Consider the following 12,433-nt stretch of genomic DNA (forward strand, 5'->3'; position numbering starts at 1 on the left):
AATATTATTGCGACATTTATGAATTCTTGGCTATTTACAGGGGGTCTTGCACAATAAAATGTGAGAAAGAAGGATGTATATGACTTTTCCTGATGGTGGTATGCCTCCAAGTAATAGGCAGCATCTCGAAAATACTGTTCCGCAGCAGAACCAAGTGCCTCAGCAGAATCCAATGATGGGTTATGCTCAACCGAACGTGCAGTTCAATCCTCAGGCAGCAGGTTCTTATTCGGTAATGAATCAGCAGACAATGTATGCTGCCCAGCCAGCAAAGAAACCAAAATCAGCGCTCGCGATTACTGGCCTTATTCTTGCTTCAATTGGACTGGCATTGAGCTGGATCCCCGTCGTCAATATTCTTGGTGCTGTTTTTGCAATAGCCGGACTGGCTTTGACCCTTATTGGTTTGATTGTAACTATTCGTGGTACAAAAACAGGTAAAGCCTGTGCAGTCGTAGGAGCATCGCTTTCTGTGGCTGCCCTAGTAGTGTCACTTGTTGCTAGCGATACAGCAGTTATTTTGAGTAATAAAGATCTGGGATATGGTTCGGTATTTCAATTTGATCGCAATTCACCCGTCAAGCTCGATAAAGATCTGAAAGCTGTATATCAGGGAGAACATCAAATTACCAGTAGCAAGTATAAAGTCAACAATATTGCAATCAGTATTGAAAATGTTGACCCGATCTCTAGGGATAAAGAAGAGGAACTGGGCGGCCCATCATTTTTGATGCGCATCGAGTGGAAGAATATTTCAGATAAACCGCAAAAAGTATTGAACGTACTGAACTTTCTCATGCATAACATGAAGGTTCTTCAAAAAGGTAAAGAAGCTACAATGCAGACAGCCGAGGTCCGATCTGGACCGGTTGAGGTTGCACCAGATAAGGGTGATTCCTTCTTGTTGTACTACAAGCTTCCTGAGGGTAACAAAGATGATTCTGATGTTACAGTCCAGATTATTAGTCCTAAGTCTGAGACAGATAGTTCAACAATTCAACAAGTGTTTTCTATTCATATATGAGATCCAGCAGAGTGTTCCAAAGCTTGCATCGAAACATGTGTAAGGAAGCTGAATAATACGACTCAGAGAGTGTGAACGAAAAAATGACAGTTTCTCATCAACCACAGGTAAGAAAAAAGCAGCCTCTTCAATTAGTACTATCTATTGTTTGCCTTGTTATTGGAGTAATGAGCCTAGCTGTTAGCTGGATCAAAGTTCCAATGATTAACCTTATGGCAGGCACTTTAGCGCTTGTTGGATTAGTTCTATCCATTATTTCTCTCGTGAAAATGGCTCGCGATACACGAGGAATTCACATTTTTACAATTGCAGGAGCTGTCTTTTCAGTAATTGCATTACTCGTCACAATTGTTGTGAGCTCTACAACTGCTGCAGCTAATCAGAAGCTGGTTAAGGCGCCATATTTCCAAACTCCATACAGTTCGGGAAAAATGTATAAGAGTGAGGGACAGCTTGATAATGCATATCTGAAAATTGAAGATATTTCGGTGACTCCTGGAGATAAATACTTTAGTCCGACAATAAGTGTCAGGGTTAAATGGAAGAACACTTCAGATGATGAAAAAACCTTTTTCGATGCAATAAGCATCAAGGTATTGCAAAATGGTAAAAGACTTACGGATCGTGATTTTCACGATGCATATGTTGCAGCGCCAAATAGTTGGAGAACTGAAGAGCTTATTTTTAATCTTGATAACGGATCGTCAGATATCACAGTTATTGGTGCAGATAATGTTCCTTCACCCAATCAGGATAAAGTCGTCCAGAAGTTTTCTGTTCGAGCAGGAAAAGCGCTAGAACAATAAGACATTTGCGTGGGGCCTAGCTTCTTGGTAAAAGCAGCTAGGCCTTTTCATTAAAATAACCGGTCTCTTCTACAATAATGTCTTATCTTTTATAGTTTGTGGCTTATTTACAGGGGTTTGAGCAAAATAAAAGGTGAGAAAGAAGGGCAAGTATGACTTTTCCTGACAATAATATGCCACCGAGTAATAGGCCAAATATGAATAACGAAGTTCCTACACAAAATGTGATGCAGGGGTATTCGCAGATAAATGCTCAGGCTACAGGGGTTTATGCTTTAGGAACTCAGCCGACTATGCCGATTCCTGTTCCTGTAAAGAAGCCAAAATCAAAGCTTGCTCTTATTGGTCTTATTATTAGCTCTCTTGGTCTAGCTGTTAGTTGGATCCCTGTTATTAATTTGCTTGGTGTGGTCTTGGCTTTGGCTGGCCTCGCTCTCTGCATCGTTGGTCTTGTCTCGACGAGGCGCGGAAAAACAGCTGGTAAATCGCTTGCTATTGTGGGAGCTTCGATTGCTGCAGCTGCTTTGGTAATTGCACCAGTTATAGGATCAATCGCCGTTATTGAGAGCAATAAGGACTTAGATAATGGCGCCGTGTATCAATTTGATAGTGGGCTGACTAGCAGTACTCCTGGTACGAAATATCAAGGTTCTGGTCGACTTGCTACGACTTATGTAAATATTGAATCTATTAAGACTGCTCCTACGGAGTATGGTCCTCGGGCTCTTGTTCGAATTGCTTGGCAGAATGCTGCAAGTAAGGCGCAGAATTTATCGGATGTTGTAGATATCCGAGTATCCCAAAATGGGAAAAATCTTCAGCTAATCAAGAATAAATCTGAGCAACAGGCGAATGATGAGCTCGCTCCAACGCAGAATGATGTGCAAGATTACTTATTCGAACTTGAAGATATCCATTCGGATGTAACTGTTGAATGCGATGCTATTGATCCTGCCTTTAGCCACGACACCGTCACACAGACCTTCTCACTAGATGAGGATGGACCTAAGAAGCATGTTGAAGATGAGATTGACCGAATGTTCCGTAAGGTTGCTCTGGAATCACTGCTGAAGAATCTTCCATCTCTTCTGTTCTAGTAAAAGCCAGATTAGGCACTTCCAGTTAATACCTCTTTATGCAGAGTGAAAAAGAGTGAATTATGACATCTTCAAACGGTGATTTTCCTTCAACGAATGATATGAACAATATGAATCAGGCTCCTGTGGCAGGAGCTCCTAGTGGTATGCCTCAACAGGTTTCAACAGCAGCATCGCCTAATGCTGCCAAGCCAACACAGAACGGCTTCGCTCCTACTACAAACGTATATCAGCAGCCTATGTATGCGTCTAATGGCTATGCGCCCGTAGCTCCTGAATCTCCAATGAATACGATGCCGTCGAACCCTGCAGTTGCAGCCATACAAAAGCAGAAGAAGCTTCAACTTTTCCAGAAGCTGTTTGCAATTATTGGTCTCGTTGTGGGTGCTCTGGGCCTCTGCCTGAGCTGGGTTCAAGTTCCAGGAATCAACATAGCTGCAGAAATTGCCGCTGTTGTCGGTCTCGCCTTAACGGTGGTGAGCCTGATTGCTTTTGCCAATATCGCAGGTGCTAATAAAGTGCTTGCAATTATTGGCGCATCAGTGTCAGCTGTTGCCTTATTGGTCTCAATGGCGGTTAGTGCTGCTGCTGTGATTTCTATGCAGCAGATTGTAGATCAAACGTCTATGTCTCTCAGGGAAACTGAAACAACGTACAAAAATGAGGGACAGCTTAATGACGCTTATGTGAAGATTGAAGGTACGAATCTTATTAAGATCCAGACGGATCGCCCAGTTTATGCCGTACATCTTCGTGTCGAGAACACTTCGGATAAAACGGCCGACGTAAGCGATATGGTCAATGTCAAGTTAATCCAGAACGGTAAGCAGTTAACGGGAGAACCTCTCGAGCCAACGACAGTGGAGCCGGGAGATCAGAACACTGCTGACTACCTCTTCTCGCTTGATGATCAGACTTCTAATGTGACCGTGGAGTGCACAAGTTATCAGCCATACCCAGAGCAGGTCAAAGTTATGCAGACGTTTGCTGTTTCATCAGGCCAGCCAATCGACGAATAATCCCCGCATAAACACAAGGCTCAGCTCCTCACCAAAAGGAAGCTGAGCCTTTGTTGTTCTACGTAGCTTTGTGTGTATTGGCTTGTCAGCTCAGTGCTGGCCATACACGTTTTGATAGCGATCGTTGAGGCTATCGATATCTTCCTGCGGAATCGGAATAACCTCGCCAAGCTGCCGTGCAGCCCACATCGTATGAGCAACTTCTTCAGTCATTGCAGCGATTTTCACGGCTGCCTCAGCATCTTTGCCAATCGTAAATGGGCCATGGTTTTGCATCAGCACAGCAGGGGATTTCGGATACTTCTTCAGCGTCTCGACGACGCCCTCACCAATGGCCTCGGAACCGATTAAACGGAACGGTCCAACTGGCACAGGACCGCCAAAAACATCGGCCATCATCGTCAATCCGCAAGGAATGTTCTGACCCGTAGCTGCCCAAGCAGTTGCGTACGTCGAATGCGTATGTGCAACGCCATATACGTCTGGCATATGGCGATAGATATAGGCATGAGAATCCGTGTCAGAACTTGGGCTCGCAGCACCATCAACGACGTTGCCATCCAAGTCGCACACGACCATGCTCGAAGGCGTCAGGTATTCGTATCGCAGACCCGAAGGTTTAATGACCATCAGATCTGCCGTGTGCAGACGCTGCGAAACATTGCCAGCCGTCCACACCACAAGATTCCACTTAATGAGCTGATCATGCAGCGTCGCAACCGCCTCACGTACGTGCTTGATTTCCGCTTGAACTTCAGGACCGTAGTCTGCCAACGTTGCCATATTGCGCTCCTTCCAGCGCCAAGTTTACGTGCAAATTAGTAAGAAGTACGGTCTCTTTTATTAGTTTTACAATTCTTTTTAATTTCTGCTACAGCGCCATGGCAATTCTGAGCCCAATGTGTGATCCGGGCATATAACAGTATGGTTTGCCTATGTTGAGTCAGTGAACATATTGATATGTTGAACAGAAATAAAAATAAAAAAGGCGGAACAATTCTAGGGGTAACGAATTGTTCCGCCAGTGCTTGTCAGAGACAAGAGAATGGAATACAGGGAGGTTAGAAGGTTGGCAGATTTGTCCTAAAAGGGGATCCGGCCGCGCAGTAATCGCGGTACGCGGCCGGACCGTGATACTCAGTGCTGGTTGTTCAGACGATGGAAGATTTCAGCGATTTCGAGATCGCGTTCGAAACCTGCTGGAGTGGTGTTCTCATCAATCGTTGCAAGCTCAACACCGGCAATACGAGCGAAGTCTTCCCAAGCTTCGCGGCCGACGGACGTCGTCATGCAGGTGTGGTGGGAAGCGCCAGAACGCAGCCAGCACTCAGCCGAAACCTTGAGGTTTGGCTTTGGTGCCCACAGAGCACGAGCGCAAGGCAGTTCCTTGAGCTCGCCGTCAGGCTCAACCACATCAACAACGTTCATCGTCAGACGGAAGCGCTCACGAACGTCAGCCATTGAAACAACAACAGCATCCTTCTTAGGAGCGCCAGTGAAAACGAGGCGAACTGGATCAGCCTTGCCACCAATGCCCAGAGGATGAATCTCAAGACGTGGCTTAGCAATCGTGCCAATGGAAGGGGAGACCTCGAGCATGTGCGAGCCCATGATCTTCTCACGGCCTTCCACGAAGTTGTAGGAGTAGTCCTCCATCAGTGAGGCACCGCCTTCAAGGCCGTAGCCCATCACAGCACCGATGCGCACGAGCACGGAGGTCTTCCAATCGCCTTCTGCGGAGAAGCCGTAGCCGTACTCCGATGGTAGACGCTGTGCGCCCACGCCTGGCAGCTGAGGCAGCGTGCCCAGATCTTCGAAGTTATCGACAGCAGCCGTGCAGCCGTTCTCCTTCATCATGTTGACCATTGCAGCCTCTTCCTTGGCGGCAATGAACAGTGAATCGTAACGGTCGTCGAGCAGAGCAGGATCGATGTCGTACTTAGCCTTGTAGTCTTCGATAATTTCCTTGACCTGCTCGTCCTTGACTGCGTCGTAAGCAGCGCACAGCTCGTTCACGGACCACGTGTTGATAGCAGCGCCGAAGACGCGCTCGGCCTCGGTCTTATCGCCTTCAGTGACGGCCACGTTGCGCATGTTATCGCCCCAACGCATGACCTTCATGTTGTTCGAAGCATCCCAGCCAGCGCATGCACGAGCCCAAGTGCCAATCTTCTCAGCAACTTCTGGATCGGTGTAGTGGCCCACAACAACCTTGCGTGGAATGCCCAGACGCGAAAGGATATAGCCGAATTCACGATCACCATGAGCCGACTGGTTCAGGTTCATGAAGTCCATATCGATGGTCTCCCATGGGATCTCGAAGTGATGCTGCGTATTGAGCTGCAGCAGAGGCTTCGTCAGCACTTCGAGGCCACGGATCCACATCTTGGCTGGAGAGAACGTGTGGCACCATGCAATAACGCCAATGACGTTTGGATTTGCAGAAGCTTCAATCATGAACTGCTTGATGCCATCGGAAGACTTCAACGTTGGCTTGAGCACAATATTGACAGGAATCGAATCGGACTTGTTGAGCGTCTCAACGATTTCTGCAGTCTGCTCAGCAACCTGGCGCAGGGCTTCTTCGCCATACAGATCCTGGGATCCAACGCCGAACCAGATTTCCTTACCCTCGAATGGGTTTTCCATTGCCATAATGGCTCCTTTACTTTCTTCTTTGAAAATAGTGTTGATAAAAATTGGTGTGCTCAGTGCTGGCCGTATACGTTCTGGTAACGGTCGTTGAGCTTGTCGATGTCTGCTTGCGGAATAGGAATGATGTCACCGAGTTGGCGGGCAGCCCACATCGTATGAGCAACCTCTTCGGTCATTGCGGCGGCCTTTACAGCAGCCTCAGCGTCCTTGCCAATCGTGAATGGGCCGTGGTTCTGCATGAGCACAGCTGGAGACTTCGGATACTGCTTAAGCGTCTCAACCACGCCTTCGCCAATTGCCTCGGAACCAATCAGACGGAATGGTCCAACTGGTACTGGTCCGCCGAACTCGTCACCCATCATCGTTAATCCGCATGGAATGTTTTGACCTGTGGCAGCCCAAGCAGTGGCATACGTGGAATGCGTGTGCACTACACCGTACACATCAGGCATATGGCGGTAGATATAAGCGTGCGAAGCTGTATCAGAGCTTGGTGCTTCAGCACCATCCACCACGTTGCCATCCAAGTCGCAAACGACCATGCTCGATGGCGTCAGATACTCATAGCGCAGGCCTGAAGGCTTAATGACCATCAGATCTGCTGTGTGCAGGCGCTGCGATACGTTGCCAGCCGTCCACACCACGAGGTTCCACTTGATGAGCTGCTCGTGGAGCGTTGCCACGACTTCGCGCACCTGCTTTACCTCGGCCTGAACTTCAGGACCGTAATCTGCCAGGGTTGCCATGCATATACTCCTTTTCTTTTACTTGCTTTCGAGGTCGATGCAACGAATTGCCTCGAGCTCAATGCCAAGTCCGTTTTGGAATCGTGAGAAGAATTCTTCGAAGCCAGCTACATCGCTTGGATCCGGATTCTCCGTTGTTGAAGCGGAGTCTTTGAACACGCGTTGGTCGAGATAATCAGCCAGATCCCAAGGTGCGTGCCACAAGTAATCTGCCAGCACTGCCATGCCCCAAGCGCCACCTTCGGCGGCTGTTGCCATGACCTTAATTGGCGTATTAAATGCAGCTGCAAGAATCTTTTGTGCGACCTTTGGCGTCGTGAAAATGCCGCCATGGCCAATTAACGAGTCAATTTGCACTTCCTCGTCTTTGGTCATGATGTCCATGCCGATTTTGACTGGGCTGAATGCACTAAACAGTTGCGCGCGCATGAAGTTTGCGAGGTTCATATTGGCCTCAGGGCTTCTTGCAAACACAGGGCGACCTTCTTCAATGCCAGCGAGGAACTCACCAGAACGGAATGGGTAATTAATGAGTCCGCCGCAGTTCGCATCTGCCTCATCGGAAATTGCTGCGTTGAACAACGTTCCGTACAGCTCGCCAGGGCTGACTGGATTGCCAATGGCCTTAGCAAACTCAGAGAACAGATGCACCCATGCGTTCAAGTCGGAAGTGAAGTTGTTGGCATGGCTCATACCAGCAAGATCGCCACTTGGTGTGGTAACCAGATCAACCTGTGGGTGCAGGCGAGCGAGCTTATGCTCAAGCACAACGGTTGCGAAGATTGACGTTCCTGCTGAAACATTGCCCGTACGCTTGCGCACAGAATTTGTAGCGACCATGCCCGTTCCAGCATCGCCTTCAGGAGGTGCCAGAATAATGCCTGGTTGCAGCGTTCCCGAAGGATCAAGCAGCAGTGCACCAGCCTCAGTCAGCACACCAGCTGGAGTGCCAGCAACGAGTGGCTTTGGCAGCAGATCCTCAATATTCCAAGGCTGCTCAACGATTTCTGGCAGTGCATCAAACTGCTTAATGAAGGCTGTTTCATAGGTCTTGGTTTCTGGATCAATAGGGAACATGCCCGAGGCGTCGCCAATACCGAGCACCTTGTTATCGGTGAGCTTCCAGTGCACATAACCAGCCAATGTGGTGATGTAATCAATATGAGCCACATGTGGTTCGTTATTGAGCACAGCCTGATACAGATGAGCCACAGACCAGCGCTCAGGAATGTTGTACTGGAACAGGTCTGAGAGCTTCAAATGAGCATCATGCGTATTGGTGTTCTGCCAGGTACGGAATGGCACCAGCAGTTCTTGGTTGGCATCGAATGCCATGTAGCCATGCATCATGGCCGAGAAACCAATATGACCAATTTTCGTAAGCTTCTCGCCATATGCGGTGCTTACATCGTTAGCCATGCTTGCATATGCAGTTTGCAAACCCTTCCAAATTTCTTCGGTTGAGTAGCTCCACAAACCATGCTCAAGGTGGCTGGCCCATTCATAAGCACCAGCAGCAATTGTGTGGTACTCATCGTCGATCAGCACAGCCTTGATTCGCGTAGATCCGAATTCGATGCCGAGCGATGTGCGGCCTCCGCGAATCTTTTCAGCGATCAGTTCTACGGTCGAAACGGTCATAATAACGGTGCTCCTTCGCACAGCCTTATAAGGTTTCGTTTTTCCCGTTTTGCAAGCTTTCTCAGAGAGTGAGCGCTAACATTTTAGGGAAAAAGAAAGGTATGGAATCAAACAGTTCGGTGGGTGCCTCAGGGAAGGGGTACGGAACCTTAGTGAATTGGTTCCTCTGGTTCCGTACCGTTCGTTACATCCTTAGGCAGAGATTTTTCTTTTTTACTTCTCCCAGAACGACTGGATCTCTTCGAGCGAGCGACCCTTAGTCTCAGGAACGAGGAACTTCACACCCAGGAAGGCAATGAAGTCCATAACGGCCCAGAAGATAAACGTGCCGCCGCCCATGGAGTGGAACATAATTGGCGTGAACTCAGCAACGAGGAAGTTTGCACCCCAGAGGAACACGGTGCAGATGCCCGATGCGCGACCACGCATATAGGTTGGGAACAGCTCCGAGATCATAACCCACGTCACAGGGCCCATCGAGTAGGCGAAGAATGCAATGACGAGGCAAGCGAAGATCAGTGTGGAGATGCCAGGCCAGTTGAACATCATCGAAAGACCCATGAGCAGGTAGAACACAGCCATGCCGAGAGCACCCGAGAGCATCAGTGGCTTGCGGCCAATGCGATCGATGAAGTACATACCAACGAACGTGAAGACGAGCTCAACAAGACCAATCACGGTGGAGCACAGGAATGCCGTGTTACCGCCAGGGAAGATATCAGCGAAGATTGTTGGACCGTAGTAGGAGATGGCGTTCTGGCCAACCCACTGGTTGAACAGTGCAAGGAAAATACCGATGATCAGAGCATGAGCCAGTGGCTTGCGGAACAGGTCCTTCAACGAACCCTTAGCGTTTTCCTTAATCGAAGCATCAATTTCGATGAGCTCCTGGTTAGCGGAATCAGTGCCGCCAATGCGCTCAAGAATGGCATAACCCTTAACGCGATTGCCCTTCTGCAGCAGGAAGCGAGGGGATTCTGGCATGACGATCAGTGCAATGAACAGTACAAGAGCAGGAATTGCACCAATGCCGAGCATCCAGCGCCAAGCGCTATCAGCGAAGGAGGAGTGGATGCCGCCAATGCCAGCGATCCAGAAGTTAATCAAGTTAGTCAGGAAGATGCCGAGAATCGTCAGCAGCTGATACATCGAAGACAACGTGCCACGGTACTTTGCTGGAGCGCATTCTGTGATGTACGTAATCGAAAGCGACGATGTAAGGCCAATGCCAAGACCGCCAATAATGCGGGCCCAAACCAAGGACGTTGGATCGTTGACGACGGCGCTCCACAGTGCTGCAACGAAGAAGCAGATTGCGCCAATCATCAGCACTGGGCGACGACCAATACGGTCAGAAATGAAGCCGGAAACGCCAACACCAACAACGCCGCCGATCATAATCGAAGAAATGATCAGGCCCTGCATTGATGCAGACAGGTTCCATACGGCGGTCAGATACGTAATTGCACCGGAGATGCTCACGGTATCGTAGCCATACAGCAGACCGGCAAGACCAGCACTGAATGCAAGAATTGCCACGTATTTCATTGAGCCTTTTATTTTGACGGGCTTTTCTTTAATTTCGACCGTCTCAGCCATGGAAGTCATGGATTCTCCCTCGAATATAACTTTCTTTCCCTCACGACCTGAACAGCCATTGTTCAGGCGTAAACGCCATTCGTTGAAGAGGATCAGCGCCATAGATGATCACATCTTCATTGTTTGGTTGTTATGATGTTAGCGCTCTCATTTTGTTCACGCAATTTTACTTTTGGTAAAAATATTTAACGATGCTGAATCGTTTTGGCGCTAGAAATTGCTTGGTATTTAAGGGATCTCTGTAGTGTTCTCTTGAGAAAATGAATGATTATCGATAAAAGAATATTGGAAATTCAACGATTGCTGATATTTCAATATCTGCAAGTGTTCTCAGGGGGTGTCTAAAAAATTAGATAATTTTCTTAATGAACAATCTCAAAAATCGGCGTGTTTGTATTCGCATGTCTAATAATGTTTGCTGTTGTTACTGCTGTTATATGAACATCAGTGAGGCGTACAGAGATCTCAGTGCAGAGATCCTATTCATCTAGGTGTCAGAAGCTCGATATGGTCCCAGGATCTCAATGTTGCTTCGAGATTTCGCTATTGATCTAAGACTTCAACGCCGTTTCAAGATGATGAGTTAGACGATGAGCTAGGAGAGTGACGCGAACACTGCGGTTCCATGATGTAGAAGCAAAACAAAGTCTGTAGAAAACAAAAAACCTGAACCGCTTTCGCGATCCAGGTTTCTATCTGTGGAGCTAGCCGGGTTCGAACCGGCGACCCTCTGCTTGCAAAGCAGATGCGCTACCAGCTGCGCCATAGCCCCATTTCGGTATTCATCATACCAGTGGGCCCGGAAGGACTTGAACCTTCGACCTCATCCTTATCAGGGATGCGCTCTAACCACCTGAGCTACGGGCCCATCGTTCACGCTTCCGCGCAACGAAAAGAAACAATACCAGCGTGTGCCGATTTTGACAAAACGAACCGCGTTTCGGCGTGTCGCGACCGATTCTTGAACCCTTGAAGAGGGGTCTGAAGAAGAGGTTTTGTCCGCTAAATGGCGACAATAAACGCTATGCCTTTCCATTCATTTCCGCAGATTCCCGCCAATTCCTTGGCATCAGCTCGTCGTACCTCGCGTCGTCGCCGCAGTGCTTCGCCAGTTTCTCATTCGGTTGTCTCGCGTGAAACGAAGCAAATTGATGGATTACAGGTAACAATTCTCCGCAAGCATAATCGCAATATGTATGTGCGCGTCAAACCGCCTTATGGGCTCGTGGAAATTACGGCTCCTGTGCGCGTTTCTATGAAAGAGATTGAGCAATGCGTGCGTGAACGCCATGATTGGATCCTCCAGGCGCAGCAGCAAATTGCGCAAGCCCGTAGTCGCACGTTGCAAGGCTATGAGCGTCAGAACGCTACTGAGGGTGCCACAGCAATCAATACTGATGACACGAAACTGCAGAACACCGAAACGGATGATACTGAGCCGAGCCATGTGCCGGCGCTCAAAACTCCAGAAGATTTCCGCTGGAACGAAACGTTGATGGCACAAGCGAGGCAGCAGCTGGAGCAGAAGTTACCGGCGCTTGTGGAGCAGTGGAGCGCGGCTGTGGGACGTAAGCCGACGTCGATTACGTTGCGCACTATGACGTCGCGCTGGGGCTCGTGCACGCCGAGAACGGGCCGTATTCGCCTGAACCTGCAGCTGGGACTCATGGAGCCGCAGTTCCTTGAGTATGTGCTTGTGCACGAGCTTGTGCATCTGTGGGAGTCGGGCCACGGTGCGGGCTTCCAGCGTCGTATGAGTGCTGTGCTGCCCAACTGGCGTCAGCTGCGTCGCGAACTCAATAGACGAGCGGTGCTGGAACCCGCGCGGAAGAACTGAAGAAGCTCA

The 12,433-nt window shown here is 48.8% G+C and carries 10 protein-coding genes and 2 tRNA genes; 5 read left to right on the forward strand and 7 right to left on the reverse strand.

Annotated elements, in window-relative coordinates; translation table 11 throughout:
* Positions 1-79 precede the first annotated feature (79 nt).
* The 4 genes from D2E26_RS06930 to D2E26_RS06945 all read left to right on the forward strand — a co-directional run bounded on the left by D2E26_RS06930 (position 80) and on the right by D2E26_RS06945 (position 3,946).
* Positions 80-1,024: a hypothetical protein gene (locus tag D2E26_RS06930; protein ID WP_125963996.1), complete on the forward strand. Its 945-nt coding sequence runs from the start codon at positions 80-82 to the stop codon at positions 1,022-1,024.
* A gap of 71 nt (positions 1,025-1,095) precedes the next feature.
* Positions 1,096-1,830: a DUF4352 domain-containing protein gene (locus D2E26_RS06935; RefSeq protein ID WP_125963998.1), complete on the forward strand. Its 735-nt coding sequence runs from the start codon at positions 1,096-1,098 to the stop codon at positions 1,828-1,830.
* Positions 1,831-1,982: 152 nt separating this feature from the next.
* Positions 1,983-2,927, forward strand: a complete 945-nt coding sequence (locus D2E26_RS06940) for an MFS transporter (protein WP_125964000.1) — start codon at positions 1,983-1,985, stop codon at positions 2,925-2,927.
* Positions 2,928-2,989: 62 nt separating this feature from the next.
* The gene (locus D2E26_RS06945; RefSeq protein ID WP_125964002.1) at positions 2,990-3,946 is read left to right on the forward strand and encodes a DUF5067 domain-containing protein; all 957 of its coding nucleotides are present in this window, start codon (positions 2,990-2,992) and stop codon (positions 3,944-3,946) included.
* Positions 3,947-4,036: 90 nt separating this feature from the next.
* Here D2E26_RS06945 and D2E26_RS06950 read toward each other — a convergent pair whose 3' ends face one another.
* From D2E26_RS06950 to D2E26_RS06980, 7 genes are all read right to left on the reverse strand, one after another.
* Positions 4,037-4,729, reverse strand: coding sequence for an L-ribulose-5-phosphate 4-epimerase (locus D2E26_RS06950; protein ID WP_125964003.1), 693 nt, complete (start codon positions 4,727-4,729; stop codon positions 4,037-4,039).
* A 354-nt stretch (positions 4,730-5,083) separates the two neighbouring features.
* A complete protein-coding gene (araA, locus tag D2E26_RS06955) occupies positions 5,084-6,601 on the reverse strand; it encodes an L-arabinose isomerase (RefSeq protein ID WP_125964005.1) in 1,518 nt (505 codons plus the stop codon).
* A gap of 53 nt (positions 6,602-6,654) precedes the next feature.
* Positions 6,655-7,347, reverse strand: coding sequence for an L-ribulose-5-phosphate 4-epimerase (locus tag D2E26_RS06960; RefSeq protein WP_125964007.1), 693 nt, complete (start codon positions 7,345-7,347; stop codon positions 6,655-6,657).
* An 18-nt stretch (positions 7,348-7,365) separates the two neighbouring features.
* Complete coding sequence (locus tag D2E26_RS06965; RefSeq protein ID WP_125964009.1) at positions 7,366-8,988, reverse strand: xylulokinase; 1,623 nt, start codon at positions 8,986-8,988, stop codon at positions 7,366-7,368.
* Positions 8,989-9,201: 213 nt separating this feature from the next.
* Positions 9,202-10,596: a sugar porter family MFS transporter gene (locus D2E26_RS06970; protein WP_241218913.1), complete on the reverse strand. Its 1,395-nt coding sequence runs from the start codon at positions 10,594-10,596 to the stop codon at positions 9,202-9,204.
* A gap of 690 nt (positions 10,597-11,286) precedes the next feature.
* Positions 11,287-11,359 (reverse strand) — tRNA-Ala (locus tag D2E26_RS06975).
* Positions 11,360-11,381: 22 nt separating this feature from the next.
* Positions 11,382-11,455, reverse strand: a tRNA-Ile gene (locus tag D2E26_RS06980).
* 156 nt (positions 11,456-11,611) lie between these two features.
* Here D2E26_RS06980 and D2E26_RS06985 point away from each other — a divergent pair.
* On the forward strand, positions 11,612-12,424 hold the full coding sequence (locus tag D2E26_RS06985; protein WP_125964011.1) for a YgjP family zinc-dependent metalloprotease: 813 nt from the start codon (positions 11,612-11,614) through the stop codon (positions 12,422-12,424).
* The last annotated feature ends 9 nt before the right edge of the window (positions 12,425-12,433 follow it).

It is taken from the genome of Bifidobacterium dolichotidis (genome assembly GCF_003951975.1).
GTDB lineage: Bacteria > Actinomycetota > Actinomycetes > Actinomycetales > Bifidobacteriaceae > Bifidobacterium > Bifidobacterium dolichotidis.

What these genes read in the sequence shown, in the direction of transcription:
- D2E26_RS06930 (WP_125963996.1), top strand. Translation starts at nt 80, where the DNA reads ATGACTTTTCCTGATGGTGGTATGCCTCCAAGTAATAGGCAGCATCTC.
- D2E26_RS06940 (WP_125964000.1), top strand. Translation starts at nt 1,983, where the DNA reads ATGACTTTTCCTGACAATAATATGCCACCGAGTAATAGGCCAAATATG.
- D2E26_RS06945 (WP_125964002.1), top strand. Translation starts at nt 2,990, where the DNA reads ATGACATCTTCAAACGGTGATTTTCCTTCAACGAATGATATGAACAAT.
- D2E26_RS06950 (WP_125964003.1), bottom strand. Translation starts at nt 4,729, where the DNA reads ATGGCAACGTTGGCAGACTACGGTCCTGAAGTTCAAGCGGAAATCAAG.
- araA (WP_125964005.1), bottom strand. Translation starts at nt 6,601, where the DNA reads ATGGCAATGGAAAACCCATTCGAGGGTAAGGAAATCTGGTTCGGCGTT.
- D2E26_RS06960 (WP_125964007.1), bottom strand. Translation starts at nt 7,347, where the DNA reads ATGGCAACCCTGGCAGATTACGGTCCTGAAGTTCAGGCCGAGGTAAAG.
- D2E26_RS06965 (WP_125964009.1), bottom strand. Translation starts at nt 8,988, where the DNA reads ATGACCGTTTCGACCGTAGAACTGATCGCTGAAAAGATTCGCGGAGGC.
- D2E26_RS06970 (WP_241218913.1), bottom strand. Translation starts at nt 10,596, where the DNA reads ATGACTTCCATGGCTGAGACGGTCGAAATTAAAGAAAAGCCCGTCAAA.
- D2E26_RS06985 (WP_125964011.1), top strand. Translation starts at nt 11,612, where the DNA reads ATGCCTTTCCATTCATTTCCGCAGATTCCCGCCAATTCCTTGGCATCA.